General features: G+C 72.1%; 27 protein-coding genes. 11 read left to right on the top strand and 16 right to left on the bottom strand.

The genetic code is table 11. The annotated features are described in order from the left end of the window. Positions 1-19 precede the first annotated feature (19 nt). On the bottom strand, positions 20-412 hold the full coding sequence (locus ACWEJX_RS03395; RefSeq protein ID WP_451605843.1) for a hypothetical protein: 393 nt from the start codon (positions 410-412) through the stop codon (positions 20-22). A 56-nt stretch (positions 413-468) separates the two neighbouring features. Between ACWEJX_RS03395 and ACWEJX_RS03390 the strand changes: the two genes are divergently transcribed. Further along, the gene (locus tag ACWEJX_RS03390) at positions 469-1164 is read left to right on the top strand and encodes a uridine kinase family protein (protein ID WP_451605842.1); all 696 of its coding nucleotides are present in this window, start codon (positions 469-471) and stop codon (positions 1162-1164) included. A 188-nt stretch (positions 1165-1352) separates the two neighbouring features. Here ACWEJX_RS03390 and ACWEJX_RS03385 read toward each other — a convergent pair whose 3' ends face one another. Further along, complete coding sequence (locus ACWEJX_RS03385; protein WP_451605841.1) at positions 1353-2075, bottom strand: SigE family RNA polymerase sigma factor; 723 nt, start codon at positions 2073-2075, stop codon at positions 1353-1355. 169 nt (positions 2076-2244) lie between these two features. Between ACWEJX_RS03385 and afsQ1 the strand changes: the two genes are divergently transcribed. From afsQ1 to ACWEJX_RS03360, 5 genes are all read left to right on the top strand, one after another. Beyond that, positions 2245-2922, top strand: coding sequence for a two-component system response regulator AfsQ1 (gene afsQ1, locus ACWEJX_RS03380; RefSeq protein WP_403795842.1), 678 nt, complete (start codon positions 2245-2247; stop codon positions 2920-2922). Continuing rightward, on the top strand, positions 2919-4478 hold the full coding sequence (locus ACWEJX_RS03375) for an ATP-binding protein (protein ID WP_451605840.1): 1560 nt from the start codon (positions 2919-2921) through the stop codon (positions 4476-4478). Before afsQ1 ends, ACWEJX_RS03375 begins: the two co-directional genes overlap by 4 nt. An 11-nt stretch (positions 4479-4489) precedes the next feature. Then, positions 4490-5152, top strand: coding sequence for a hypothetical protein (locus ACWEJX_RS03370; protein ID WP_451605839.1), 663 nt, complete (start codon positions 4490-4492; stop codon positions 5150-5152). A gap of 130 nt (positions 5153-5282) precedes the next feature. Further along, positions 5283-5804: a VanZ family protein gene (locus ACWEJX_RS03365; protein WP_451605838.1), complete on the top strand. Its 522-nt coding sequence runs from the start codon at positions 5283-5285 to the stop codon at positions 5802-5804. A gap of 89 nt (positions 5805-5893) precedes the next feature. Next, a complete protein-coding gene (locus tag ACWEJX_RS03360; protein ID WP_451605837.1) occupies positions 5894-6094 on the top strand; it encodes a PspC domain-containing protein in 201 nt (66 codons plus the stop codon). A 138-nt stretch (positions 6095-6232) separates the two neighbouring features. Here ACWEJX_RS03360 and ACWEJX_RS03355 read toward each other — a convergent pair whose 3' ends face one another. Both ACWEJX_RS03355 and ACWEJX_RS03350 read right to left on the bottom strand, forming a co-directional pair. Next, the gene (locus tag ACWEJX_RS03355) at positions 6233-6673 is read right to left on the bottom strand and encodes a hypothetical protein (RefSeq protein WP_451605836.1); all 441 of its coding nucleotides are present in this window, start codon (positions 6671-6673) and stop codon (positions 6233-6235) included. A gap of 162 nt (positions 6674-6835) precedes the next feature. After that, positions 6836-7990 (bottom strand): adenosine deaminase, encoded by a 1155-nt coding sequence (locus ACWEJX_RS03350; RefSeq protein WP_403795826.1) that lies wholly within the window; start codon positions 7988-7990, stop codon positions 6836-6838. A 93-nt stretch (positions 7991-8083) separates the two neighbouring features. On the opposite strand from ACWEJX_RS03350, the gene ACWEJX_RS03345 reads away from it, so the two are divergent. Next, the gene (locus ACWEJX_RS03345; protein WP_451605835.1) at positions 8084-8860 is read left to right on the top strand and encodes a GNAT family N-acetyltransferase; all 777 of its coding nucleotides are present in this window, start codon (positions 8084-8086) and stop codon (positions 8858-8860) included. A gap of 88 nt (positions 8861-8948) precedes the next feature. Continuing rightward, on the top strand, positions 8949-9722 hold the full coding sequence (locus ACWEJX_RS03340) for an alpha/beta hydrolase (RefSeq protein WP_451605834.1): 774 nt from the start codon (positions 8949-8951) through the stop codon (positions 9720-9722). A 66-nt stretch (positions 9723-9788) separates the two neighbouring features. Here the strand turns inward: ACWEJX_RS03340 and ACWEJX_RS03335 are convergent, their stop codons facing one another. Continuing rightward, positions 9789-10742, bottom strand: a complete 954-nt coding sequence (locus tag ACWEJX_RS03335) for a LysR family transcriptional regulator (RefSeq protein WP_451605833.1) — start codon at positions 10740-10742, stop codon at positions 9789-9791. A gap of 62 nt (positions 10743-10804) precedes the next feature. Between ACWEJX_RS03335 and ACWEJX_RS03330 the strand changes: the two genes are divergently transcribed. The 3 genes from ACWEJX_RS03330 (at position 10805) to ACWEJX_RS03320 (ending at position 14000) form a co-directional block, all read left to right on the top strand. After that, positions 10805-12103: an MFS transporter gene (locus tag ACWEJX_RS03330; protein WP_451605832.1), complete on the top strand. Its 1299-nt coding sequence runs from the start codon at positions 10805-10807 to the stop codon at positions 12101-12103. A gap of 88 nt (positions 12104-12191) precedes the next feature. After that, on the top strand, positions 12192-12926 hold the full coding sequence (locus tag ACWEJX_RS03325) for a L,D-transpeptidase (RefSeq protein ID WP_451605831.1): 735 nt from the start codon (positions 12192-12194) through the stop codon (positions 12924-12926). A 99-nt stretch (positions 12927-13025) separates the two neighbouring features. Then, entirely contained in the window at positions 13026-14000 is a 975-nt protein-coding gene (locus ACWEJX_RS03320; protein ID WP_451605830.1) for a sigma-70 family RNA polymerase sigma factor, read from the top strand. A 3-nt stretch (positions 14001-14003) separates the two neighbouring features. Here ACWEJX_RS03320 and ACWEJX_RS03315 read toward each other — a convergent pair whose 3' ends face one another. The 11 genes from ACWEJX_RS03315 to ACWEJX_RS03265 all read right to left on the bottom strand — a co-directional run bounded on the left by ACWEJX_RS03315 (position 14004) and on the right by ACWEJX_RS03265 (position 25634). After that, the gene (locus tag ACWEJX_RS03315) at positions 14004-14273 is read right to left on the bottom strand and encodes an STAS domain-containing protein (protein WP_451605829.1); all 270 of its coding nucleotides are present in this window, start codon (positions 14271-14273) and stop codon (positions 14004-14006) included. Between the two features lie 52 nt (positions 14274-14325). Beyond that, entirely contained in the window at positions 14326-14574 is a 249-nt protein-coding gene (locus ACWEJX_RS03310) for a Uma2 family endonuclease (RefSeq protein WP_451605828.1), read from the bottom strand. Between the two features lie 117 nt (positions 14575-14691). Further along, positions 14692-15969: a thymidine phosphorylase gene (locus tag ACWEJX_RS03305; protein ID WP_451605827.1), complete on the bottom strand. Its 1278-nt coding sequence runs from the start codon at positions 15967-15969 to the stop codon at positions 14692-14694. An 83-nt stretch (positions 15970-16052) separates the two neighbouring features. Further along, complete coding sequence (locus ACWEJX_RS03300) at positions 16053-16445, bottom strand: cytidine deaminase (RefSeq protein ID WP_451605969.1); 393 nt, start codon at positions 16443-16445, stop codon at positions 16053-16055. A 5-nt stretch (positions 16446-16450) separates the two neighbouring features. Then, a complete protein-coding gene (locus ACWEJX_RS03295) occupies positions 16451-17713 on the bottom strand; it encodes an ABC transporter permease (RefSeq protein WP_451605826.1) in 1263 nt (420 codons plus the stop codon). Further along, positions 17710-18828, bottom strand: a complete 1119-nt coding sequence (locus ACWEJX_RS03290; RefSeq protein ID WP_451605825.1) for an ABC transporter permease — start codon at positions 18826-18828, stop codon at positions 17710-17712. Before ACWEJX_RS03290 ends, ACWEJX_RS03295 begins: the two co-directional genes overlap by 4 nt. Further along, the gene (locus tag ACWEJX_RS03285) at positions 18825-20465 is read right to left on the bottom strand and encodes an ABC transporter ATP-binding protein (RefSeq protein ID WP_451605968.1); all 1641 of its coding nucleotides are present in this window, start codon (positions 20463-20465) and stop codon (positions 18825-18827) included. The genes ACWEJX_RS03290 and ACWEJX_RS03285 overlap by 4 nt, the downstream gene beginning before the upstream one ends. A gap of 198 nt (positions 20466-20663) precedes the next feature. Then, positions 20664-21719 (bottom strand): BMP family lipoprotein, encoded by a 1056-nt coding sequence (locus ACWEJX_RS03280; RefSeq protein WP_451605824.1) that lies wholly within the window; start codon positions 21717-21719, stop codon positions 20664-20666. A gap of 302 nt (positions 21720-22021) precedes the next feature. Further along, positions 22022-23254: an amidohydrolase gene (locus ACWEJX_RS03275; protein WP_451605823.1), complete on the bottom strand. Its 1233-nt coding sequence runs from the start codon at positions 23252-23254 to the stop codon at positions 22022-22024. Positions 23255-23370: 116 nt separating this feature from the next. Next, positions 23371-24744 (bottom strand): hypothetical protein, encoded by a 1374-nt coding sequence (locus ACWEJX_RS03270; RefSeq protein WP_451605822.1) that lies wholly within the window; start codon positions 24742-24744, stop codon positions 23371-23373. Continuing rightward, positions 24741-25634, bottom strand: a complete 894-nt coding sequence (locus tag ACWEJX_RS03265; RefSeq protein ID WP_451605821.1) for an N-acetylneuraminate synthase family protein — start codon at positions 25632-25634, stop codon at positions 24741-24743. Before ACWEJX_RS03265 ends, ACWEJX_RS03270 begins: the two co-directional genes overlap by 4 nt. Between the last annotated feature and the right edge of the window lie 87 nt (positions 25635-25721).

Raw genomic sequence — 25721 nt, 5'->3', positions numbered from 1 at the left:
GGGCCTCCTCGTCGTACCGCTACGGCAGCAGGCCCGACGCCAGCGGTCCCGCCACCGGCAGGTCCGCGAGGCCGCCGCCTCGCGTCACGAGGTCGGTCGCCATGTTCGTGCCGACCGGCTTGAAGTCGGCGACCTGGGTGCCGAGGCCGTTGTCGAGCGGGTCCACGCCGGTGTTGGCCAGCGGGTCGATCTGGAGCTCGGTCAGCGGCTTCACGCCCTGGCCGACGCCGTCCAGGGCGGCTTCTCCGTCCGCCTGGGTCAGCGAGTCCACCGGGAGCGGCAGGCCCAGTCCGTCGGCGGCCTGGGCCGCGGCGCCCGCGCCGAGCAGGGCGGCGCCGGCCGCCGTGACGGTGAGCCCGGCCTTCAGCAGGGCGGTGCGGCGGGAGGATCGGGGAGCGGCGTGACTCGCCATGGGGTGGGGTCCTTCCGAAGGGTGGTCGAGCGGGCACCGACAGTAGTGGAGGTGTGATGCTCGATACCAACGGGTCACCTCGGGGGTCCCCTATTGGGGGGAATGGTTCACACTGGTGTCCCGTGAGTTCCCAACCGATCCCGACCCGGGTCGTCCTGCTCGCGGGCCCCTCCGGCTCCGGCAAGTCGTCCCTCGCCGCCCGCACCGGACTGCCGGTGCTCCGTCTCGACGACTTCTACAAGGAGGGTGACGACCCCTCCCTGCCGCTCGTCGACGGCAGCACGGACATCGACTGGGACTCCCCGCTCTCCTGGGACGCGGACGCGGCCGTCGCCGCGATCGAGCAGCTGTGCCGTACGGGGCGGACCGACGTGCCCGTGTACGACATCGCCACCAGCTCGCGCGTCGACCACGAGACCCTCGACATCGAGCGCACGCCGCTGTTCGTGGCGGAGGGCATCTTCGCCGCCGACATCGTGGCCCGCTGCCGCGAACTCGGCGTGCTCGCCGACGCGCTCTGCCTGCGCGGCAGCCCGGCCACCACCTTCCGCCGCCGGCTGCTGCGCGACCTGAGGGAGGGCCGCAAGTCGGTCCCGTTCCTGCTGCGCCGCGGCTGGCGCCTGATGCGCGCCGAACGCTCCATCGTGGCCCGCCAGACCGCCCTCGGCGCCCACCCCTGCGCCAAGCCCGAGGCCCTGGGCCGCCTCGCGGCCGCGGCCGCGGGCCGCTGCCGCACCCCGGCCAACCACTGAGCCGTCCCCGACGCGCGCCGCGCTCACGTGGCCGTTCACCACGCGCACCCGCACCCGCACCCCCACCCCGCCGTACGCAAACGCGCCGAGGGCCGGACAGGATCCCCCGATCCTGCCCGGCCCTCGCCGGTTCCCCCGTACCCCCGTACGGTCCCCCGTGTTTCCCCCGTGGTCCCCCCGTCAGACCTTCAGGCGACCAACTCGCCGAAGGACTCCTCCTCGTCACGGCCGAAGCTCAGCACCTGGTCCTCGCGCAGTCGCCGCAGCGAGCGCCAGATGCTCGACTTCACCGTGCCGACACTGATGTCCAGGATCTCCGCGATCTCCGGATCGGTCCGGCCCTCGTAGTAGCGCAGCACCAGCATCGTGCGCTGCAGTTCGGGCAGCCGGGCCAGCGCCTGCCAGAGGACGGCGCGCAGTTCGGTGCCGCGCATCGCGTCCGTCTCGCCGACCGTCTCCGGCAGCTCCTCGGTCGGGTACTCGTTGAGCTTGCGCCGCCGCCAGGCGCTGATGTGCAGGTTCGTCATCGTGCGGCGCAGGTAGCCGCCGACCGCGGCCTTGTCGCTGATCCGGTCCCAGGCGCGGTACGTGGAGAACAGCGCGCTCTGGAGCAGGTCCTCGGCCTCGTAACGGTCACCGGTCAGGTGGTAGGCGGTGGCGTACAGGGAGGCCCGGCGCTCCTGGACGTAGGCGGTGAACTCCGCCTCCGAACGGGAGGAACGCTCCCCCGTGGCCTCCCCGTACCCCGTACCCCCGTCAGCCAGGGCCACCATGTACGGCGCCTTGCGCTGACGCCCGACGCTGCGAACGCACCCCCGTCCGTTCACCGCGCCGGACTTCTCGGTGCTCCGCGTGACGTCGTGGAGACGCGTGACAACTGCGCTTGAGGTGGTGCTGTGCAGTGCGTTCATCTCGCGCCCCCCGTCGGTTGGAGTCCGTAAGCCCTTGATGACGAAAAGACTGCCCGCCGCACTTCATGGCGGTGTCCGCCGACTGTCACAGCCGTGTCACAGGCCCCGGAGTGACGGAGGCGTGACTGGACGGTCGATCTCGGACGGCCGCATGGGACAGAATGAGGCCGTGCCTTTCCTGTTGCTGATCGAGGACGACGACGCCATCCGCACGGCCCTCGAACTCTCCCTGTCCCGCCAGGGCCACCGTGTGGCCACCGCGGCGACGGGCGAGGACGGTCTGAAGCTGCTCAAGGAGCAGCGTCCGGACCTGGTCGTGCTGGACGTGATGCTGCCCGGCATCGACGGTTTCGAGGTGTGCCGCCGGATCCGGCGTACGGACCAGCTGCCGATCATCCTGCTCACGGCCCGCAGCGACGACATCGACGTCGTCGTGGGCCTGGAGTCGGGTGCCGACGACTACGTGGTCAAGCCCGTGCAGGGCCGGGTGCTCGACGCCCGGATCCGCGCGGTGCTGCGGCGCGGCGAACGCGAGTCCACGGACTCGGCGACCTTCGGCTCGCTCGTGATCGACCGCTCGGCGATGACCGTCACCAAGAACGGGCAGGACCTCCAGCTCACGCCGACCGAGCTGCGGCTGCTCCTGGAGCTGAGCCGGCGGCCCGGCCAGGCCCTGTCGCGCCAGCAGTTGCTGCGGCTCGTGTGGGAGCACGACTACCTGGGCGACTCGCGGCTCGTCGACGCCTGTGTGCAGCGGCTGCGCGCCAAGGTGGAGGACGTGCCGTCCTCGCCGACCCTGATCCGTACCGTACGAGGTGTGGGCTACCGGCTGGACGTTCCTGCGTGACCAAGGGGATCGTCTCGGTACTCCGCTTCACCAGCCTGCGGCTGCGGCTCGTCGTCGTCTTCGCCCTGGTCGCGCTCACCGCGGCCGTGTCGGCGTCCGGCATCGCGTACTGGCTGAACCGCGAGGCGGTGCTCAAGCGCACCCAGGACAGCTCGCTCAACGACTTCCGGCAGGAGATGCAGAACCGGGCGGCGACGCTGCCGCTGCGGCCCACGGAGGACGAGCTGCGGCGCACCGCCGAGCAGATGGCGAGCGGCAGCGCGGGCTACAGCGTGCTGCTCGTCGGCGAGCGGGCGGCCGGCAAGCCGATCGTGGGCGCCTCCGACCCGGACGTGTTCACGCTCGCCGACGTGCCGGAGTCGCTGCGCACGGCGGTGGAGACGCGGCGCGCGGTGACGGAGGGCAATCCGTACCCGTACCACCTGTTCTGGCAGCGGACGCAGCGCGGCGGGACGCCGTACCTGGTCGGCGGGACGAGGATCGACGGCGGCGGGCCGACCGGCTACGTGTTCAAGTCGCTCGCCGCGGAGAAGGCCGACCTCAACTCGCTGGGCTGGTCCCTCGGCATCGCCACCGGCCTCGCCGTGATCGGCTCGGTGCTGCTCGCGCAGGTCGCGGCGACGACCGTGCTGCGCCCGGTGCACCGGCTCGGCGAGGCGGCCCGGCAGCTCGGCGAGGGCAAGCTGGACACCCGGCTGCGGGTCTCCGGCAACGACGAACTGGCCGACCTGTCGCGGACGTTCAACAGCGCGGCCGAGTCGCTGCAGAAGAAGGTCGCGGACATGAGCGCGCGGGAGGAGGCGAGCGCCCGTTTCGTCGCCGACATGTCGCACGAGCTGCGCACCCCGCTGACCGCGCTGACCGCCGTGACCGAGGTCCTGGAGGACGAGCAGGACGCGCTCGACCCGATGATCGCCCCGGCCGTGGCGCTCGTCGTCAGCGAGACGCGCCGGCTCAACGACCTGGTGGAGAACCTGATGGAGGTGACCCGCTTCGACGCGGGCACCGCCCGGCTGGTCCTCGACGACGTCGACATCGCCGACCAGATCACCGCCTGCATCGACGCCCGGGCCTGGCTGGACGCGGTCGACCTGGACGCCGAGCGCGGGATCGTGGCGCGGCTCGACCCGCGCCGCCTCGACGTGATCCTGGCGAACCTGATCGGCAACGCGCTGAAGCACGGCGGTTCGCCGGTGCGGGTGTCGGTGCGGACCGAGACGTCCGCCGAGAGCGGCGAGGAGGACCTGGTGATCGCCGTACGGGACCACGGGCCCGGCATCCCCGCGGAGGTCCTGCCGCACGTCTTCGACCGCTTCTACAAGGCGAGCGCGTCGCGGCCCCGCTCGGACGGCAGCGGCCTCGGCCTGTCGATCGCCATGGAGAACGCCCTGATCCACGGCGGCTCCATCACCGCGGACAACTCGACCGGTGCGGACGGACGGGTGGACGGCGCGGTGTTCGTGCTGCGGCTGCCCCGGGACGCCTCGGGGATAGCGCGCGAGCTGCAGACCCGCAGCAGCCAGGGTGAGGTGCAGGGCGAGGTGGAGGAGAGTTGAGACGTCGCCGTATGAGCCGTACGGGACGGGGACTCGTGGTTTTCGGCGCTGCCGTACTGCTCGCGGGCTGCGGCATCCGTACGACCTCGGTGCCGGTGGACGCCGGCGCGGCCCCCTCGCGGGTGCCGTGCGACACCTCGGCCGGCGCCACGCCCGACGGGGCCGCCCCCGGCACGGGCGTGCCGCTGCACGTGTACCTGCTGTGCGGGGCGCAGCTGGAGCGGGTCGAGCGCCGCTCGCCGCTGCCGGAGGAGAAGGCGGCGGGTGATCCGGTGCGTACGGCCTCGGCGCTGCTCGCCCAGCTGGTGACCGAGCCGTCGGCCGACGAGCGGCAGGCCGGCTTCGCCACGGCCGTGAAGGGCCCGCTGCTGGTCGGCGGCGCCCACAAGGGCGATGTGAAGGGCACGCTGCGGCTCAGCCGCCAGCCCGAGGACCTGCCGGCGGCCGCGCTCGCGCAGATCGTCTGCACCTTCGCCGAGAGCACGGCGGGCGCGGCGGGCGCGGGCGGTGACACGGTGGTGCTCGGCGGCCCGGGCTCGTACGAGCCGCGCCGCTATCTGTGCACGGAGCAGCTGAAGGAGCGCCCGGAGTCGGCGGTGTCGTCGACGCCGGCGACGACCCGGGCGACCGCTCCGGCGACCGCTCCGGCATCGGCTCCCTCCGGCGCCCCCTAAGGGCCGGTCGGGGTTCGATCCGGGTCGGGGCGGAACCGATTCCGCCGGGGGGCGCGTCTTGGGGGGCGTGCAACCTCAAGGTTCGGGCGGTTCGGGCGGTTCCGGCGGCAGTGCCGCCACGGTGGTACGCGTGGCGGGGTTCCTGCTCCTCCTCGCGCATGTGCTCTGCGTCGCCTGGGTGGCGCTCCGGCCGCGGGACGTGGCCTGGGTGACCGCGCCGAACCTGACCCCGCTCGCCGGCATCCGCGCCTATCTGCTGCTCGGCCCGGCCGAGGCGGCCTGGCGGATCGGCAAGGAGCTGCTGCTCCTGGCCCCGCTCGGGGTGCTGCTGCCGATGTGCGACGGGCGTCTGAAGGTCTCGCCGTGGGCGTCCCTGGCCCGTACGACGGCGGCGGGCGCGCTGGTGTCGCTGGCCGTGGAGCTGCTGCAGACGGCGGTGCCCGGGCAGGTCGTGGACGTCGACTCGGTGCTCCTGAACACGGTGGGCGTGGCGCTCGCGCACGTCCTGCTCGTGCCGACGGGGCGGGCGCGGCTGCGGCGGCGGGCGGCGGCGCGGTCGGGCGCCTCCCGGGGGTCCTCCCCAGTGCGGATGCGGCGGGCGGTCCCTCAGGGTCCGACCCCGACGATTCCCAGGGTCGGGATCGCCCCCTAGACCGACGTTTCGTCCCTTCGCCGGCGGCAGCATGGAGGCATCGGACAGCGCGATCACCGGGATCGCCGCCGGAAACGAAGGAGCCCACCATGGCCGCACTTGCCCGCCCCCGTGACGGACGCGTGATCGGCGGAGTGTGCGCGGCGCTGGCCCGGCGCTTCGGCATCTCCGACTGGACGATGCGCGCGATCTTCCTGGTCTCGTGCCTGCTGCCGGGCCCGCAGTTCCTGATCTACCTGGCGCTGTGGGTGCTGCTGCCGGCGGAGAAGTCGCCGAGCATGGCCTGGTAGTCGCCGTACGCATGCCGAAGGGGCGCCCATCCGGTCCGGGTGGGCGCCCCTTCGGCGTGTGCAAGGCCGGCGTGGGTACGGCCGACGTGCGTACGGCTGGCGCGCGTACCGCCAGCTCGCGTACCGCCGGCGCGCCGCTTAGAGCGGCAGGCCGCCGGCCAGGCCGCCGAGGCCGCCCACCGGCAGGCCGTTCAGCGGCAGGCCGCCGAGGAGGCCGGTCGCGCCCTGGAGCGGGGTGGCGGCGAGGCCGCTCTTGGCGCCGTCCAGCGGCAGGTTCGACGCCTGCTTCTGCACCTCGCCCGGGAGGTTCTGGGCCTGGTCGACCGCGCCGGGCACGGCGTTGACGGCCTGCTCCGCGCCGCTGCCGACGGCGGTCTCGCCGCCGGCCAGGGCCGCGTCGGTGCCCGCGGGCAGCTCGGTGACGTCCTCGCCGACCGGGACGGTGTTGGTGACCAGGCCCAGGGCGTCCGGGCCGGCCGGCTCCGGGGCGGGGGCGGCGGAGGCCGTGCCGGCGGCAGCGGCGGCGAAAGCGGCACCCAGGACGGCGACACCGAGCTTCTTGGCGGCGGACTGCTTCATCAGAAAATCTTCCTCGGGAATCTCGGGGATCACGGGGCGGGGAATTCGTGGAATGCAGAGCGGCTACGCAACCTAACGAGCGAATGCCCCGTCCGCAAACACCGAAATGCGGCCGGGCGTGGTGCGCCCGGCCGCTCCGATGATCGTCCCGGAGGCCCTCGCTCAGCCGGTCGGGCGGGAAGACTCGCTGGTGGTGGCGGTCTGCTGGAACAGCCATTCGGACTTCAGCTCGGCATATCCCGGCTTGATGACGTCATTGATCATGGCGAGTCGTTCATCGAAAGGAATGAACGCTGATTTCATCGCATTGACCGTGAACCACGCCATGTCGTCGAGCGTGTAACCGAACGCCTCGACCAGGAATTCGAATTCCTTGCTCATGCTGGTGCCGCTCATCAGCCGGTTGTCGGTGTTGACCGTCGCCCGGAAGTGCAGCTTGCGGAGCAGTCCGATGGGGTGCTCCGCGTACGAGGCGGCGGCACCGGTCTGGAGGTTGGAGGTCGGGCACATCTCCAGCGGGATCCGCTTGTCGCGGACGTACGCGGCGAGCCGGCCGAGGCTGACCGAGCCGTCCGCGGCGACCTCGATGTCGTCGATGATCCGCACGCCGTGGCCGAGCCGGTCCGCGCCGCACCACTGGAGCGCCTGCCAGATCGACGGCAGGCCGAACGCCTCGCCCGCGTGGATCGTGAAGTGGTTGTTCTCCCGCTTCAGGTACTCGAAGGCGTCGAGGTGACGGGTGGGCGGGAAGCCGGCCTCGGCGCCCGCGATGTCGAAGCCGACCACGCCGGAATCGCGGTAGCGGTTGGCGAGTTCGGCGATCTCCAGGGCGCGGGCGGCGTGCCGCATCGCGGTCAGCAGGGCACCGACCCGGATCCGGTGCCCGTTGGCCCGCGCCTGCCGCTCGCCCTCGCGGAAGCCCTCGTTGACGGCCTCGACGACCTCTTCGAGGGTGAGACCGCCCTCCAGATGCTGCTCGGGGGCGTAGCGCACCTCGGCGTAGACGACGCCGTCCTCGGCGAGGTCGACCGCGCACTCGGCGGCGACGCGGACCAGCGCCTCGCGGGTCTGCATGACGGCGCAGGTGTGCGCGAAGGTCTCCAGATAGCGCTCCAGCGAACCGGAGTCGGCCGCCTCGCGGAACCAGATGCCGAGCTTGTCGGGCTCGGTCTCCGGGAGCGCGTCATAGCCCTGGGCCCGGGCGAGTTCGATGATCGTGCCGGGGCGCAGCCCGCCGTCGAGGTGGTCGTGCAGCAGCACCTTCGGGGCGCGGCGGATCTGGTCCACGGTGGGAGTGGTGGGGATCTGGCTCGTCATTTCGGCACTGTAGCGCCTACGCGCGTAGAGCGCGCCTCTTCGGCACCTGAATTCTCGGTGCGGAAGCCAGGTCCGTCGGCCTAGCCTGCGGGTATGCCCCTCGACGACTCCGACGGCCTCGAACTGCGCCGCATCCAGGCCTTCCTGTCCGCGTTCACCCGCCGGCAGGCCGAGCGGACGGTCGACTTCCGCGGCGGCTTCGCCGCGCTCGACGACACCTACGCACTGTCCCACGGCAACAACCACGTGCTGGTGGACGGCGCGCCCGACCCCGCGACGCTGCCCGCCGTGGTCGACGCGGCCATGGCCCATCTCGCCCACCGCACCGTCTACATCCCGGACGGGGCGGTCGGTGAGGCCTGCGCCGGCCCGCTCACGGCGGCCGGCTACACCCGCGCCACGGTCCTCCTCATGCGCCACACCGGCCCGGTCCCGGAACTCGGCGGTGCCCGCGAGGTGGATCTGCCGGCGCTGCGCGGGCCGGTGGCCGAGAGCTGGCGGCGCCTTCTGCCGGACGCCGCGGACGAGGTCGTCGAGACCCTGGTGGAGCGCCGCGCGGCCCGCCTCCGGGGCGCGGACGACGTGCGCTTCCTCGCCTCCCACGACGAGTTCGGCGAGGTCGCCTCGTGGGCCGACCTCTATGTCGACCGGGCCACCGGCGTGGCCCAGATCGAGGACCTGGTCACGGCCGGCTCGCACCTCGGCCAGGGCCACGCCGGAGTCGTCCTGGACACCGCCCTCCGCCTGGCGGCCGCGGCCGGCGCCACCACGACCTTCCTCACCGCCCTGGCCGACGACTGGCCGCGCCACTGGTACGAGCGGCGCGGCTTCGTACCGGTGGGCGAGGTGCACTGCTTCGAACGGGCCTAGGGATGGCGGCCGTTCGCTCAGCGGGTGATACGTAACAGAGACCGCGCGTACGGCTGTCGTACACCTCGCCTTCTGAGACTGTTCCGTCATGACGCACAACGCACTCGTGGCACCGGCCGGCACCCGGAGACCCCGGCTCGGTCGGCCCGTCGGAGCGACGCAGACGGTCACCGAGGTCGGCGGAGTGGTGCTGCTGCTGCCGGACGGCGAGCCGGTGTCGGGGCGCGGGCCGTCGGCGTGGGCGCACGCGGCGGCGCTGCCGCTCGGGCGGGCGCTGGGACGGGCGGGGCGGGCCGAGGGGCTCGTCGCGCAGGTGGTGCGCTACCGCGGCCGCGGCTGGAACGGGGCGGACGCGCAGCTCGCGGCGGACGCGTCGTGGGCGGTCGCGGAGGCGGTGCGGCGGTACGGGGACGTGCCGGTCTGCCTGGCCGGGCGCGGGATGGGGGCGCGGGCGGCGCTGCACGCGGCCGGGCACGCGGCGGTGACGGCGGTCCTGGCGGTCGCGCCGTGGCTGCCGGAGGACGACCGGGCGGCCGAGCCCGAGCCCGTACGGCAGTTGGTGGGGCGCCGGGTCCTGCTCGTGCAGGGGACGAACGACGCGCGGACGGATCCGGAGCTGTCGTACCGCTACGCCGAGCGGGCCAAGAAGTCGAACCGGGACACCTGCCGCTTCGAGGTGCACGCGGACGGGCACGCGCTGCGGCAGTACCAGGACGAAGTGCACGCCCTGGCGGCCGACTTCGTGCTCTCCTCGCTGTTCGGGCGGCCGCAGAGCCGGCCGCTGGCCGACGCGATGGCGGCGCCGCCGCCGCTGGGCCTGCGGATGCCGCTGGCGGCGGGCTTCGGCTGCTCGCGGCGGTAGCCCGCGCCGGTGGTTCGCGCCGGTGGTTCACTGCGCTGATTCACTGCCGTGCTTCACTGCGCTGATTCACTCCGGCAGCAGGCTGCCCCGCTTGCTCAGCAGGAACTTCTTGAAGGCGGCCACCGGTGGGGTGTCCGGGTGGCCGTCGAGCCAGGCCACGCCGATCTCGCGGACCGCGCGCGGCGAGGTCACGCCGAGTTCGACGACGCCGGGCCGGGCGACGGCCGGGGGCGGCAGGAGGGCGACGCCGAGACCGGCGGCGACGAGGCCGCGGAGGGTCTCGGCCTCCTCGCCCTCGAAGGCGACACGGGGCTTGAAGCCGGCCTGTGCGCACAGGTCGTCGGTGATGCGGCGCAGCCCGTAGCCGGGTTCGAGGGTCACGAAGGTCTCGTCGGCGGCCTCGGCGAGCCGGATCCGCTTGCGGGAGGCGAGCCGGTGGTCGTCGGGGACGACGAGCCGCAGCCGCTGTTCGTCGAGGCGGCGGCCGACGAGGTCGGGCGCGTCGGGGACGGGCGAGGTGAGGCAGAGGTCGAGCTCGCCGGAGCGGAGCCGTTCGATCATGGCCTCGCCGTAGTTCTGCACCAGGGTGAAGCGGACCCTGGGGTGGTCGACGCGGAAGGCGCGGATGAGTCCGGGCACGGTCTCGGAGCCCATGGTGTGCAGGAAGCCGAAGGCGACCCGGCCGGCGGTGGGGTCGGCGTCGGCGCGTACGGTGTCGGCGGCGCGCTCGACCTCGGCGAGGGCCCGCTCGGCGGCGCCGAGGAAGCGGCGGCCGGCGGCGGTGAGCGAGACCGTGCGGCCGCGGCGGGCGAACAGGGCAACGCCGAGGTCCTCTTCGAGTCGGACCATGGCCCGCGACAGCGTCGACTGCGGCACGCCCATCTCCTGCGCGGCCCTGGTCACGTGCTCGTGCCGGGCGACGGCGGCGAAGTACGCGAGCCGCGGCGCGAGCAGCAGTCCCATGTCTTCTTCGTTACTGTTCGGTGACAGCCGATGCTGTGACCTGTACTCATGCATCACGGGAACGATTACAGCAGTTCCGTGCATTGGACGCATGAAACCGGGGGGCCTACGTTCGAGGCATGCCTTCCGCCAGTACCAAGGCGGCCGCCACCCGCGCGGTCGCCGACGCAAGCCTTCCCTCCGAAGACTCCCGGCTCGCCCCCGGCCGCCCCGGCTACCGCCGGATGAGCCTGGCGCTGTTCGCCGCCGGAGTGGCCACCTTCGCCCTCCTCTACTCCACCCAGGCCCTCCTCCCCGCCGTCTCGGCCGAGTTCGGCGCCACCGCGTCGGCCGCCTCCTGGACGGTCTCCGCCGCGACCGGCGCGCTCGCCCTGTGCGTCCTCCCCCTCAGCGCGCTGTCCGAGCGCTTCGGGCGCCGCTCGATGATGACGGCCTCGCTCGCGGTCGCCGTCGCCGTCGGTCTGCTCGTGCCGCTCGCCCCGAACCTGGACTGGCTCGTCGCGCTGCGCGCGGTGCAGGGCGCCGCCCTGGCCGGTGTGCCGGCCTCGGCGATGGCGTTCCTGGCCGAGGAGGTGCGGCCGAAGGCGCTGGTCGCCGCGATCGGCCTGTTCGTGGCGGGCAACTCCATCGGCGGCATGAGCGGCCGGATCGTCACCGGCTGGGTGGCCCAGCTGTGGGGCTGGCGGGCGGGCCTGGCGGCCGTCGGCCTGATGGCCGTGGGCTGCGCGATCGCCTTCCGCGTGCTCATCCCGAAGGCCCGGCACTTCACGCCCGGCACGCTGAACCCGCGGCTGCTCGCGCGGACCGTGCGCGGTCACCTCGCGGACCCGCTGCTCGTGCGGCTCTACGCGATCGGCGCGCTGTTCATGACGGTCTTCGGCGCCGTCTACACGGTGATCGGCTACCGGCTCGTCGAGGCGCCGTTCTCGCTGCCGCAGGGCGTGGTCGGCTCGATCTTCCTGGTCTACCTGGTCGGTACGGTCTCCTCCGCGGCGGCCGGCCGGCTCGTCGGCCGGCTCGGCCGGCGGGGCGCGCTCTACCTGGCCGTCTCCACGACGGCGGCGGGGCTGCTGCTCTCGCTCGCCGACGCGCTGCCCGCCGTCCTCGCGGGCCTGGTCCTGATCACCGCCGGCTTCTTCGCCGGGCACGCGGTCGCCTCCTCCTCGGTGAGCCGCACCGCGAAGACGGGCCGCGCGCAGGCCTCGGCGCTCTACCAGTCGGCGTACTACCTGGGCAGCAGCGCGGGCGGCACGCTCGGCGCGGTCGCCTTCCACGCGGGCGGCTGGGCCGGGACGGTCGTGATCGGCCTGGTGGCGGTGCTCGGCGTCGTGTCGATCACGCTGTACGGGACGCACAGCGCGCGCGTCGAGGCGCGGCGCGACCGGCAGCGGCAGCGGCAGCGGCTCGCGGCGGCCTGACGCTGCGCGATCGCCCGGTCACGGCATTGCAACCGTTCGGCTCCCCCGCGAGTCTTAACTCTCAGGACTCTAGGGGGAGTTGACGATCATGAGTGCGATTCGGAGCACCAATCGGAGCGGCAGCCGGAGCACCGGCCGGAGGAGAGCGGGCGTCGGCCTCGCGGTCACGTCCCTGGTCGTGCCGCTGACGGTGGCCCTCGGCGCCGCCCCGGCGCAGGCGGCGACGTACTGCAACACGACGACCGGCCCGTACCAGAAGCAGGTGGAGAAGTTCCTCGGCCGGCCCGTCGACGGGCGCCAGTCGCTCACCGACTGCCGGACGATCCAGGCGTTCCAGCAGAAGCACGGGATCCTGCCGTCGGCGGGTTACGCCGGTGTGATCACCTGGCGCACCATGTCGACGATGCTCGCGCAGCGGGCCGCCGGCACCAACCCGAACCGTGAGGGCAGGTGTCCGACGAACAAGGGCCGGATCGCCTGCGTCGACCTGACCCGCCAGCTCAGCTGGATCCAGGACGGCGCCCGCCTCAAGTACGGCCCGGTGCCCGTGCGCACGGGCCGGGACGGCGCGGAGACCCGTACCGGCGCGAAGAAGATCTACTGGCGCCACATCAACCACTGGTCGACGCTCTACCACGTGTCGATGCCGTACTCGCAGTTCTTCGACGGCGGGCAGGCCTTCCACTCGACCACCAAGTCCATGTGGAACCCGCCGGGTTCGGGCGGCTGCGTCAACATGCGGCCGGCGGACGCGAAGGCGTACTGGAACCTGCTGCGGACGGGCGACGACGTGTTCGTGTACGGGCGCAAGCCCGGAACGTGACGGAATCCGGCGAACGGGCCCTCGTTGTCAGTGGGCTGCGCTAGCTTCCCCTCATCGGCGTCGAACGGGCGCCGGTGAGGGGCGAGCGGGGTGGACGCGATGGCCATGACGACCGGCGAACCGAAGTCGGACGACCTGGAGAAGTACCGTACGGAGCTGACCGGTTACTGCTACCGGATGCTGGGCTCCGCCTTCGAGGCGGAGGACGCGGTGCAGGACACCATGGTGCGCGCCTGGCGTTCGCTCGACTCCTTCGAGGGGCGCTCGTCGCTGCGGTCCTGGCTGTACCGGATCGCGACCAACGTGTGTCTGGACGCGCTCAGCGCGGGCAACCGGCGGGCCCGGCCGATGGACCTGACGGATCCGACGCCGGTGGCGCAGGCCCGGCTCAACGAGCGCCCGGAGGTCACCTGGCTGGAGCCGGTGCCGGACGGCCGGGTGCTGCCGTCGGTGGCCGACCCGGCGGAGACGGCGGTGTCGCGGGAGACCGTGCGGCTCGCGTTCGTGGCGGCGCTGCAGCACCTGCCGCCGAAGCAGCGGGCGGTGCTGATCCTGCGCGAGGTGCTGGCCTGGAAGGCGGCCGAGGTCGCCGAGCTGCTCGGCCTGACCGTCGCCTCGGTCAACAGCGCCCTGCAGCGGGCCCGCGCGACCATCGCCGAGCAGGCGCCGGCCACCTCGGACGCGGCGGACCCGCTGGACGAGGAGCAGAAGGCGCTCCTGGACCGCTACGTGGCGGCCTTCGAGGGCTATGACATGCAGGCCCTGACGGCCCTCCTCCACGAGGACGCGACGATGTCCATGCCGCCGTACGACCTGTGGCTGCGCGGCCACGACGACATCGTGGGCTGGATGCTGGGCGTCGGCGAGGTGTGCCGCGGCTCCCGGCTGGTGCCGACCGTGGCGAACGGCCAGCCGGCCTTCGCGCACTACCACCCGGACCCGGAGGGCGGCTTCGCGCCGTGGGCCCTGATCGTGCTCCAGGTGCACGACGGGAAGATCGGCGGGATGGACTTCTTCCTGGACACCAAGCGCTGGTTCCCGCTGTTCGACCTGCCGGAGCGGCTGGAGGCCTGACACTCATACGAGATCGCCGAGGCCGACGAGGCCGAGCAGCCCGCGCAGCTCGGCCCGGACGCCCGTGAAGACGAGCCGGTGCCCGCGCCGCCGCGCGGCGAGCCGCAGCCGGGCGAGGGCGTCGACGGCGGCGAGATCGGCCCGCTCCAGCCCGCCGGCCTCGCAGACGACGAGGGTGGGCTCGGCGGCGTCGAGCAGCGCGCAGAGCCGCCCGACGTCGTCGGGGGCGGGCCGCGCGGGCAGCCGCAGTTCGAGGGTGCGCGAGGTGTCCACACGGGGTGGACCGCCGCCGCGCCCGGAACTCATCGCGGCCGGGAGCCGGGGCTCAGCCGACGGGGAACTCGGCGGTGTCGAGGGTGAGGCCGAAGGGGGCGGGGAGGTGGATCTCCTCGCCGAACGGGACCGCGCTCAGAACGCGGTAGACGTCACCCTTCGGCTCGCCGTAGAGGGTGACGGTGGGTCCTCCCGGCGCGAACGGGTCGACGAGGAGGTACAGCGGCACACCGGCTTGGGCGTACCCAGCGGCCTTCGTGATGCAGTCCGTACCCGCATTGGAGACGGTGAGTGCGCTCATGGCGGTCTCCTCTATCGGTGCGTCACCGATCCCAGCATGCCGAACGGGGCCGGTGGAGGTCCACCGGCCCCGTTCGCCCGAAGGTGTCCCTGGCACATGCCAGAGGCGATCAGTGCATCACGCGATGCGGTCCAGCACGATCGGGTTCGGGGTGAACTCCGTGCCCGCCGGGGCGATGTCCCACGCGGCCGTCAGGGACTTCAGCGCGTAGTCGAACTTCTCCGGGGTGTCCGTGTGCAGGGTGAGCAGCGGCTGGCCCGCCGTCACCGTGTCGCCCGGCTTCGCGTGGAGCTCGACGCCCGCGCCGGCCTGGACCGGGTCCTCCTTGCGGGCGCGGCCGGCGCCGAGGCGCCAGGCGGCGATGCCGATGGCGTAGGCGTCCAGGCGGGTGAGGACGCCGGAGGACGGGGCGGTCACGACGTGCTGCTCGCGGGCGACCGGGAGGGTGGCGTCCGGGTCGCCGCCCTGGGCGGCGATCATGCGGCGCCAGGCGTCCATGGCGGAGCCGTCGGCGAGGGCCTTGGCCGGGTCGGCGTCCTTGATGCCGGCGGCGTCGAGCATCTCGCGGGCCAGGGCGATGGTGAGCTCGACGACGTCGGCGGGGCCGCCGCCCGCGAGGACCTCGACGGACTCGCGGACCTCGAGGGCGTTGCCGGCGGTGAGGCCGAGCGGGGTGGACATGTCGGTGAGCAGGGCGACGGTCTTGACGCCGCTGTCGGTGCCGAGCGCCACCATGGTGGAGGCGAGCTCGCGGGCGTCCTCGATGTTCTTCATGAAGGCGCCGGTGCCGACCTTGACGTCGAGGACCAGGGAGCCGGTGCCCTCGGCGATCTTCTTCGACATGATCGAGGAGGCGATCAGCGGGATGGCCTCGACCGTGCCGGTGACGTCACGCAGCGCGTAGAGCTTCTTGTCCGCCGGGGCCAGGCCGTCGCCGGCCGCGCAGATGACCGCGCCGGTGGTGTCGAGGACGTGCAGCATCTCCTCGTTGGAGAGCAGCGCCCGCCAGCCGGGGATGGACTCCAGCTTGTCGAGGGTGCCGCCGGTGTGGCCGAGACCTCGGCCGGAGAGCTGCGGGACGGCCGCGCCGCAGGCGGCGACGAGCGGGGCGAGCGGCAGGGTGATCTTGTCGCCGACGCCGCCGGTGGAGTGCTTGTCCGCGGTCGGCCGGGACAGCGAGGAGAAGTCCATGCGCTCGCCGGAGGCGATCATGGCCGCGGTCCAGCGGGCGATCTCGTCGCGGTTCATGCCGTTCAGCAGGATCGCCATGGCCAGGGCGGACATCTGCTCGTCGGCGACCTCCCCGCGGGTGTAGGCGTCGATGACCCAGTCGATCTGCTCGGGGCTCAGCTCGCCCTTGTCCCGCTTGGTGCGGATGACGGAGATGACGTCCATGTGGTGATGCCTCTTTCTACGCGCATAGAGGTGGAAAGGAGGAGCGGCCCTTCCCATCGTGCCGGAAGGGCCGCTCAGAGGTGTTACTTGGCGAGGTGGTCCGGGCCGAATGCCTGCGGCAGCATCTCCGCCAGGGTGACGAACCCCGCGGGCGTCTCCAGGACGAGTTCGGCGCCCCCGAACTCGTACAGCAGCTGCCGGCACCGGCCGCACGGCACCAGGGACTCGCCCCGGCCGTCGACGCACACGAAGTGCGTGAGCCGACCGCCGCCGGTCGCCTGGAGCTGCGAGACCAGCCCGCACTCGGCGCACAGACCGAGGCCGAACGAGGCGTTCTCCACGTTGCAGCCGGAGACCACCCGCCCGTCGTCGACGAGCGCCGCCGCGCCGACCGGGAAGCCGGAGTACGGGGCGTAGGCGTGGGACATCGCCTCCCGCGCCGTCGTCCGCAGCAGCTCCCAGTCGGTCTCGGACAAGGGCGTCACTTGCCCTGGCCCTTCTGGTACGGCAGACCGTCCGCCTTCGGCATCCGCAGCCGCTGCGCCGACAGGGCGAGCACGAGCAGCGTGGTGACGTACGGAGCGGCGTCGACGAACTGGCTCGGGACCTGGTCGGTGAGGACGTACCAGAAGAAGAAGCCGACGGCGAAGACGGCGCCGAGCGCGGCGACCACCCACTTCTTCCGGTACATCTGCCACAGTGCGGCGATCACCAGGAGCAGCGCGACGAGCAGCAGCAGCGCGTGGACGTTCTCGGCGCCGCCGCGCAGCTTGAGGCTGTCGGTGAAGCCGAACAGGCCGGCGCCCATGGCCATGCCGCCCGGCATCCAGTTGCCGAAGATCATCGCGGCGAGACCGATGTAACCGCGGCCGCCGGTCTGGCCCTCCTGGTAGATGCCGGTGGAGACGATCGCGAGGAACGCGCCACCGAGGCCGGCGAGGCCTCCCGACACCACCACGGCGATGTACTTGTACTTGTAGACGTTGACGCCCAGGGACTCGGCCGCGACCGGGTTCTCACCGCAGGAGCGCAGCCGCAGGCCGAAGGCCGTGCGCCACAGCAGCCACCAGGTGGCCGGGATCAGCAGGACGGCGACGACGGTCAGCAGCGACAGGTTGGTGACCAGGCCGCCGAGGATGCCGGCGATGTCCGAGATCAGGAACCAGTGCTTCTGCTGGAGGTCCTGCAGCCAGTCCGAGAGCCCCGGGATGGTGATGTCGGTGATCTGGTCGATGCGCGGGGACTGCTTGGCGGAGCCGCCCTCGGCCTCGGCGAACGTGAACTTCGACAGGTACTTGGTGAAGCCGAGCGCCAGGATGTTGATCGCCACACCGGAGACGATGTGGTTCACGTTGAAGGTGACCGTGATGATCGCGTGCAGCAGACCGCCGAGCGCGCCGCCGAGGATGCCGACGACGACACCCGTCCACGGGCCCCACTGGTAGCCGGCCCAGGCACCGAACCAGGTGCCGAGGATCATCATGCCTTCGAGGCCGATGTTGACGACGCCCGCACGCTCGGACCACAGACCGCCGAGACCGGCCATGGCGATCGGCACGGCGAGCTGGAGCGCGCCGGAGACCTGGCCGACCGAGGTGAGGTCGTCGGCGCCGGACACGACCCGGACGAAGGAGAAGAGGACGAGACCGGCCGCCACGATCAGCAGGATCCAGGGCCAGGTCAGCTTGCGGCGCGCGGCCTTCTTCGGCGCGGCGCTGGGCTTGGCGACGGTGCCGGTGCTCATGCCGCCACCTCCTTGTCGGTCTTGATGGCGCGGCCGGCGGCCAGCTGTTCGCCGACCTTCTGCTGCTGACGGCGGAGGCCGTAACGGCGGACGAGCTCGTAGGAGACGACCACGGCGATCACGATGATGCCCTGCATGATCTGCGTGATCTCCTTCGGGTACCCGTTGGTGTCCAGCGAGGAGGACGCCTTCTCCAGGAACGCGAAGAGGAGGGACGAGAAGAGGATGCCGACCGGGTGGTTGCGGCCGAGCAGGGCGATGGCGATGGCGGTGAAGCCGACGCCGACCGGGAAGTCGAGGCTGTACGTGTGGGTCTCGCCGAGCAGCGTCGGCATGCCGGACAGACCGGCGAGGCCACCCGAGATCAGCATCGCGGTGAGGATCATCTTCTTGGCGTCGACACCGCTGGCCTGGGCGGCGGACTCGCTGGCGCCGGTGGCGCGCAGGTCGAAGCCGAACTTGGTGCGGTTGAGGACGAACCAGTAGACGACGCCGAGCGCGAGCGCGACGAAGGTGAAGCCGTAGATGACCCCGTTGCCCTCGCCCATGTCGATGCCGGGGAACCAGCCGGACTCGGGGATCTCACCGGTGGTGAGGTTGTTGGAGCCGGCCGGCTGGACGCCCCAGTTCTTCGGCAGGATCAGCCAGGCCACCAGCGAGGTCGTGATGGCGTTGAGCATGATCGTCGAGACGACCTCGGAGACGCCGCGGGTGGTCTTCAGGAGGGCCGCGATGCCGGCCCAGAAGGCACCGACGAGGATCGCGACGAGCACGATCAGCAGGATGTGCAGCGGACCGGGCAGGGTCACGGAGGCACCGACGACGGCCGACACCATCGCCGCGAGGCGGTACTGGCCGTCGACGCCGATGTTGAAGAGGTTCATCCGGAAGCCGATGGCCACGGCCAGGGACGCCAGGTAGTAGATGCCGGTCTGGTTGATGATCAGCACCTGGATGTCGGAGTATCCGGCGTTCTCGATCATCAGCCGGATCGGCTCGATCGGGTCGAGGCCCGTGGCGAGCAGCACCAGCACGGTGAGCACGAAGGAGGAGACCAGCGCGAGCACCGGGCCCGCGGCCCCGATGAGCAGCTTGTCCTTGTCGATCTTCATCATCGGGCGTCACCGTCTTCGGGGTGCTGGTCGTTGCCCTCGAGGCGGCCGGTGGCGGCGCCGGTCATGGCGGAGCCCAGCTCCTCGGGCGTGATGGTGGCGGGGTCGGCGTCGGCCACGAGCTTGCCGCGGTACATGACCCGGAGGGTGTCGGACAGGCCGATCAGCTCGTCGAGGTCGGCGGAGATCAGCAGCACGGCCAGGCCCTCGCGGCGGGCGTCGCGGATGGCGTCCCAGATCTGCGCCTGCGCGCCGACGTCCACACCACGGGTGGGGTGGGCGGCGATCAGGAACTTCGGGGCGTGGCTCATCTCGCGGCCGACGATCAGCTTCTGCTGGTTGCCGCCCGACAGCGAGGCGGCGGTGACGTCGATGCCGGGCGTGCGGACGTCGTACTCGCGCACGATCCGCTCGGTGTCCTTGCGGGCGGCCTTCGGGTCGAGGATGCCGCGCTTGGAGTTGGGCTTCTCGGTGACGTGGCCGAGGATGCGGTTCTCCCAGAGCGGGGCTTCGAGCAGCAGGCCGTGGCGGTGGCGGTCCTCGGGGATGTAGCCGATGCCGCCCTCGCGGCGCTTGCGCACCGAGACCTTGGTGATGTCGTCGCCGTCGAGGGTGATGACGCCCGCGTCGGGGGCGTTCATGCCCATCAGGGCCTCGATGAGCTCGGTCTGGCCGTTGCCCTCGACGCCGGCGATGCCCAGGATCTCGCCCTTGTGGATGGTGAGGGAGATGTCGTCGAGCAGCTTGCGGCCGGCGACCGGCTCCTCGTGCATCGCGGCGGACTGGGAGGGGTCCGCGGGGGCCGCGGTGGTCACCGGGGCGGCGGCCGCGGCGCCGGCCTCGGTCAGGGTGAGGCCCTGGACCTGCAGCATCGGGACGTCCGTCACCGTCGACTCGCGGGTCTCCGGGGAGGGCAGCTCGGTGCCGACCATCAGCTCGGCGAGCTGCTTGGTGGTGGCGGTCTTCGGGTCGGCGGTGCCGACGGTGGTGCCGCGGCGGATGACGGTGATGTCGTCCGCGACCTTCAGGACCTCGCCGAGCTTGTGCGAGATGAAGATGACCGTGAGGCCCTCGGACTTGAGCTCGCGCAGGTTGTCGAAGAGCGCGTCGACCTCCTGCGGGACGAGCACGGCGGTCGGCTCGTCGAGGATCAGGATCCGGGCGCCGCGGTAGAGGACCTTGAGGATCTCCACGCGCTGCCGGTCGGCGACGCCGAGGTCCTCGACGAGGACGTCGGGGCGGACGCCGAGGCCGTACGCGTCGGAGATCTCCTGGATCTTCCTGCGGGCCTTGGCACCGATGCCGTGGAGCTTCTCGCCGCCGAGGACGACGTTCTCCAGGACGGTGAGGTTGTCGGCGAGCATGAAGTGCTGGTGCACCATGCCGATGCCGCGCGCGATGGCGTCACCGGGGCTGGAGAAGGAGCACTGCTCGCCGTCGACGGCGATGGTGCCCTCGTCCGGCTTCTGCATGCCGTAGAGGATCTTCATCAGGGTCGACTTGCCGGCACCGTTCTCACCGATGAGGGCGTGAACGGTGCCCTTCCGGACGGTGATGTCGATGTCCTTGTTGGCGACGACGCCGGGGAAGCGCTTGGTGATGCCGTGGAGTTCTACGGCAGGGGGGCTGGACGCGTTGATGGCGCACTCTCCTTGGCCGAAAGGAGTGGGAGCGGAGTGGGCAGGCGGGGCGGGGCGAAGGTATCGTGCCACTAGGACATCTACGCGCGTAGCACTGCCGAAAATTGAAAACCCGTACGGGAAATGGGCTCGGGGCCCGGCTCGGGTGGACTGCCACCGTCGCCGGGCCCGCGGGCCTGGGTCGTGACCTGGGAGCCGTTACGGCGTGGTCTTGACCGTGATCTTGCCGTCGATGATCGCCTGCTTCGCCTTGTTCACGGCGGCGATGAGGTCGGTCATCTTCTGGTACGCCGGGTTGGAGTCGGCCAGGCCGACGCCGTCCGTCGCGAGGCCGTAGCGGACCTCACCGGTCTGCGGCTTGCCGTCCTTGACCGACTTGATCAGGTTGAAGACGGAGCCCTGGACGTTCTTGGTGACCGACGTCAGGATGTGGTCCTTGTACTGGGCCAGACCCTTCTGGTTGTACTGGTCCGAGTCGACGCCGATGGCCCACTTGCCGGCGGTGGCGGTGGCCTCGATCGAGCCGGAGCCGGCGAGACCGGCGGCGGCGTAGATCACGTCGGCGCCCTTGTCGAGCTGGCCCTGCGCGGCGGCCTTGCCGAGGTCCGGCTTCGAGAAGCCGTCGAAGTTCGGGGGCTGGGTCAGGTACTGGGTGAGCACCTTCGCCTTGGGGTTGGTGTCCTTGACGCCCTGGGTGAAGCCCGCCTCGAACTTCTTGATCAGCGGAACCTCGACACCGCCGATGAAGCCGACCGTGCCGGTCTTGGACGCCTTGGCGGCGGCGACGCCGGCCAGGTAGGAGCCCTGCTCCTCGTTGAAGACGAGGTTGGCGATGTTCGGGCCGGTCTGCGACGTGTCGTCGATCAGGCCGAAGGTGGTCTTCGGGAAGGACTTGGCGACCTTCGCGATGGCCGGGGCGTAGGAGAAGCCGACGCCGATGACCGGGTTGTTCCCGGCGCGGGCCAGGGCGGTCAGGCGCTGCACCTTGTCGGCGTCGCTCTCACCCTGCGACGGCTCGGCCTCGGCACCCTTGGCGCCGAGCTCCTTCTCCGCCTGCTGCAGACCCGCGTAGGCGGCGTCGTTGAAGGACTGGTCGCCACGGCCGCCGATGTCGTAGGCGATGGCGGCCTTGACCTGGCCGGAGGCCGAGGGGTTGCTGGAGCCCGAGGTGGAGGACTTGCCGCACGCGGTGGCGGTAAGCGCGAGCGCCGCGGAGGCGATGCCCACGGTGGTGATCCTGGTGATCCGGCGCAAGAGGAGGGTCCCTTCAAGACTGACCGAAAGCGCCTCTTCCGGCGCTGGTTTCGCGGCGATCGTAACGCGCGTAGATGTCAGTTAAAGACCCGTTCATGAGTCGTTATCGGATCGACGCGAACCGGCCAGGACGGACACCGCCGGCATCCGCCCCGATACGGCCCGTCATACACGCTGGTACGGCCCGAGAGGCCGGGCGCCGGAGGGACACGCCGGGCGCGGAGCCGGACGGGTGAACGACGCCCGACCCCGCATTAAGTCGTACTTAAGTCCGGAATTCGACGTTTCCGCGCGCGCCCTCGTCAGTGCTTCGGGGCGGCGTCGATGAGGGCCGCGGCGGTGAAGAGTTCCACCGCGACCGCGATGGCCCTTTCGTCGACGTCGAAGTCGCCCGCGTGCAGGTCGCGGACCCGGGTGTCGCCGGGCGTGCGGACGCCGAGCCGGGCCATCGCGCCGGGGACGTGCTCCAGGTACCAGGAGAAGTCCTCGCCGCCCAGGGACTGCTCGGTGTCCTCGACGGCGTACGGGCCGCGCCGGGCACTCATCGCGTCGCGCAGCAGCTCGGTGACGACCGGGTCGTTGACGACCGGCGGGACGCCGCGCACGTAGTCGACGGTCGACTTGGCCCGGTGCAGGGTCGCGATCTCGTCGATGGCCGCGTGCACCAGGTCCGGGGCGTCGCGCCAGGCCGGCAGGTCGAGGCAGCGGACGGTGCCGGAGAGCGCGGCGGACTGCGGGATGACGTTGGGGGCGTGACCGGCCTCGATACGGCCCCAGGTGACCGACATGCCGGAGCGGGCGTCGACCCGGCGGGCGAGCACGGCGGGCACGTCGACGGCGACGCGGGCGACGGCGGTGACCAGGTCGGTGGTCAGGTGCGGGCGGGCGGTGTGGCCGCCGGGCCCGTCGAGGGTGACCTCCAGGCGGTCGCAGGCGGAGGTGATCGGGCCGGCCCGCAGTCCGATCTTCCCGGCGTCGACGCGGGGGTCGCAGTGCACGGCGATGATCCGGCCGACCCCGTCCAGGACGCCGTTCTCGATGGCGTCGGCGGCGCCGCCGGGCAGCACCTCCTCGGCGGGCTGGAAGATCAGCCGTACGGCCGCGGGCAGGCGGCCCTGGCGGTCGAGCTCGGCGAGCACGAGCCCGGCGCCCAGGGTGGCGGTGGTGTGGACGTCGTGGCCGCAGGCGTGCGCGCGGTTGGGCTCGGTGGAGCGGTACGGGACGGTCTTGACGTCCGGGATGGGCAGCGCGTCGAGGTCACCGCGGATCGCCAGCATGGGCCGCGCGCGGTCCCAGGTCCCGATGTCGCAGACGAGCCCGGTGCCGGAGGGGAGCACTCTGGGGCGCAGCCCGGCCGCCTCCAGGCGGGCCTTGAGCACGGCGGTGGTGCGGAACTCCTGGTTGCCGAGCTCGGGGTGCATGTGCAAATCCCGGCGGAACGCGATCAGTTCGGCACGCAGGGTTTCGGACAGCGTTCCGGGCAGGGCTGCGGGCGCCGCGTCGGGGCCGGGCTCACGGGACTTCAACTGGTTCACCTTTTGAAGGGTAAGGCCCTTCAAAGATCAACTGGCCCTTGATCGCGAAAAGTTCAGCCCGATAGGGGAAAGAAATCGCGTTCCCCGTGCATGGTGGTCACCCCGTGTGGGTATGCTCAGCCGAATTCGAGCCTCTCGGTGCGCGTCGCGCTGCCGGCCACGCCGGCCAGGAAGCCCTGGGCGCGTGGAGAGGCGTTCTCCTTGATCCATTCGGGCGCGATCTCGCAGACGGCGACCTTCACTCCGGTGCCGGCGAGCGCCAGTGGCAGCGTGTGCACGACCGTGGACGGAAAGCTGACGACGGTGCGGCCGATCGGGCCGCGGCGGGCGATCAGCTCCAGCGGCAGATCGGGACGGACCACTTCGAGGCCGGTCTCGACCGCGATGCGGTGCAGCTTGCCGGTGGCCTCGCGGCGGTGCGCGAAGTAGCGGGTGGCGCCGTGGGTGCGGGCGAGGACGGCGACGGCCCGGAGGTACTCGTCGACGTCGATCACGCCCGTCTCGACGAGCGAGGTGCCGACGAGGTCGGCGCCGCGGGTGATCCTGGGCGGGCCGAAGGCGGCCCTCGTCCACGCGAAGTCGTTGACGGTGACGGTGGTGCCGGGCGGCGGCTCGACCGGCAGCGAGGTGAAGATCTCCACGGTGCGGCGGCGGCCGGGCGCGAGCTTGCGGCGCGCCATCTTCGTCACCGGCGCGAGCACCAGCTCCCGCGGCCCGCGGCTCCCCCGCCGGTGCCAGCGCACCAGGCGCTCGCCTCGCGCGAGTTGGGCGGCGAACTCCATGGTGGCGGTGCCGTCGTCGACGACGGTGACGTTGCGGGGCCCGTACAGCCCGAGCAACAGCTGCACGTAGCGCGAGAACGGATCCCCGACGATCACCCGCTCCGCCGCCCGCAACGGCCCCGCGAGCTCCCGCAGCGTCCGTACCACCGCCCCCTTCCCCTGCCGGGCGTCCTGCCACTTCACCGTCACGCCCTCGTCCCGCGCGATCTGCGCCATCCGGCGCAGCTGGCCGCGGGACATGGGGTCGGTGGGCGAGAGGACGACGACGGTGAGGCGGAGACCGGCGAGGGAGGGGCGGGTGACGGCGCCGGGGCCGCCGGGGCCGCCTTCGGCGGCGGGGGCGGGGACGGGCGCGTCGGCCTGCGCAGGCAGGCGGACCGAGCCCACGGCCTCGGGGCCGGCCGCCGAGGCGGCGTGGACGGTGCTGGCTTCGTCGCCTGCGGCAGGCGCGGCGGCGCTGCCCGAGCCTGCACGCGCCGCGGCGCCGGAGGCCCCGGCAGTCCCCGTGCCGGGCACATGGCCGATGCCCGGCGTGGGCGCCGCGCCGAGCGCGTTGGCGGCGCCCGCCGCTCCGGTCCCCCGCCGGTCCGGCTGGCGGGGGACGGAGTGGAGGCGGGGGCGGGGGTCCCGGAGGGCGGTGGCGTGGGCCCATTCCAGGACGTTCAGTAGCTGGACCGGGCTCTCGACGAACGCCAGCTGGCCGGTCATGCGGTGACGAGCCCCTGGACGCGGCGGAGCTTCTTCATCGGGCCGAGCTCCGACTCGTAGACCTTCTTCACACCGTCGCCGAGCGCGGTCTCGATCGTGCGGATGTCGCGGACCAGGCGCTGCAGGCCCTGCGGCTCGACGGAGGCGGCCTGGTCGGAGCCCCACATGGCACGGTCGAGGGTGATGTGGCGCTCGACGAACGTGGCGCCGAGGGCGACCGCGGCGAGCGTGGTCTGGAGGCCGGTCTCGTGGCCGGAGTAGCCGATCGGGACGTTCGGGTACTCCTCCTGCAGCGTCTGGATGACGCGCAGGTTGAGCTCCTCGGCCTTGGCCGGGTAGGTGGAGGTGGCGTGGCAGAGCAGGATGTTGTCGCTGCCCAGGACCTCCACCGCGTGGCGGATCTGCTTGGGCGTGGACATGCCGGTGGAGAGGATCACCGTGCGGCCGGTGGCGCGCAGCTCGCGCAGCAGCTCGTCGTCGGTGAGCGAGGCGGAGGCCACCTTGTGGGCGGGGACGTCGAACTTCTCCAGGAAGGCGACGGCCTCGGTGTCCCACGGGGACGCGAACCAGTCGATGCCGCGCTTCTTGCAGTGCTCGTCGATCGCGCGGTACTCGTCCTCGCCGAACTCCACGCGGTGGCGGTAGTCGATGTACGTCATCCGGCCCCAGGGCGTGTCGCGCTCGATGTCCCACTGGTCGCGCGGGGTGCAGATCTCGGGCGTGCGCTTCTGGAACTTGACGGCGTCGCAGCCGGCATCGGCGGCCACGTCGATGAGCGCGAAGGCGTTGTTCAGGTCGCCGTTGTGGTTGATGCCGATCTCACCGGTGATGTAGACGGGCCGGCCCGGGCCGGCGGTCTTGCTGCCGAGGGTGCGAAGGCGGTTGCTCATGATGGTGGTTCCTTATGCGTAGGGGTGTAAGGCCCAGAGGCCTCAGGGGGGTGCGGGGCTCAGGGGGGTGCGGGGCTCAGAGGGGTG

Source organism: Streptomyces sp. NPDC004788, from assembly GCF_053601115.1.
The sequence above is the reverse complement of the archived record's forward strand: the minus strand, read 5'-3'. Positions and strand labels throughout refer to the sequence as shown.

Coding starts and splice junctions, on each gene's coding strand:
- ACWEJX_RS03395 (WP_451605843.1), bottom strand. CDS start 412: ATGGCGAGTCACGCCGCTCCCCGATCCTCCCGCCGCACCGCCCTGCTG.
- ACWEJX_RS03390 (WP_451605842.1), top strand. CDS start 469: ATGCTCGATACCAACGGGTCACCTCGGGGGTCCCCTATTGGGGGGAAT.
- ACWEJX_RS03385 (WP_451605841.1), bottom strand. CDS start 2,075: ATGAACGCACTGCACAGCACCACCTCAAGCGCAGTTGTCACGCGTCTC.
- ACWEJX_RS03370 (WP_451605839.1), top strand. CDS start 4,490: ATGAGCCGTACGGGACGGGGACTCGTGGTTTTCGGCGCTGCCGTACTG.
- ACWEJX_RS03360 (WP_451605837.1), top strand. CDS start 5,894: ATGGCCGCACTTGCCCGCCCCCGTGACGGACGCGTGATCGGCGGAGTG.
- ACWEJX_RS03355 (WP_451605836.1), bottom strand. CDS start 6,673: ATGAAGCAGTCCGCCGCCAAGAAGCTCGGTGTCGCCGTCCTGGGTGCC.
- ACWEJX_RS03350 (WP_403795826.1), bottom strand. CDS start 7,990: ATGACGAGCCAGATCCCCACCACTCCCACCGTGGACCAGATCCGCCGC.
- ACWEJX_RS03345 (WP_451605835.1), top strand. CDS start 8,084: ATGCCCCTCGACGACTCCGACGGCCTCGAACTGCGCCGCATCCAGGCC.
- ACWEJX_RS03340 (WP_451605834.1), top strand. CDS start 8,949: ATGACGCACAACGCACTCGTGGCACCGGCCGGCACCCGGAGACCCCGG.
- ACWEJX_RS03330 (WP_451605832.1), top strand. CDS start 10,805: ATGCCTTCCGCCAGTACCAAGGCGGCCGCCACCCGCGCGGTCGCCGAC.
- ACWEJX_RS03325 (WP_451605831.1), top strand. CDS start 12,192: ATGAGTGCGATTCGGAGCACCAATCGGAGCGGCAGCCGGAGCACCGGC.
- ACWEJX_RS03320 (WP_451605830.1), top strand. CDS start 13,026: ATGGCCATGACGACCGGCGAACCGAAGTCGGACGACCTGGAGAAGTAC.
- ACWEJX_RS03310 (WP_451605828.1), bottom strand. CDS start 14,574: ATGAGCGCACTCACCGTCTCCAATGCGGGTACGGACTGCATCACGAAG.
- ACWEJX_RS03305 (WP_451605827.1), bottom strand. CDS start 15,969: ATGGACGTCATCTCCGTCATCCGCACCAAGCGGGACAAGGGCGAGCTG.
- ACWEJX_RS03295 (WP_451605826.1), bottom strand. CDS start 17,713: ATGAGCACCGGCACCGTCGCCAAGCCCAGCGCCGCGCCGAAGAAGGCC.
- ACWEJX_RS03290 (WP_451605825.1), bottom strand. CDS start 18,828: ATGATGAAGATCGACAAGGACAAGCTGCTCATCGGGGCCGCGGGCCCG.
- ACWEJX_RS03270 (WP_451605822.1), bottom strand. CDS start 24,744: ATGACCGGCCAGCTGGCGTTCGTCGAGAGCCCGGTCCAGCTACTGAAC.
- ACWEJX_RS03265 (WP_451605821.1), bottom strand. CDS start 25,634: ATGAGCAACCGCCTTCGCACCCTCGGCAGCAAGACCGCCGGCCCGGGC.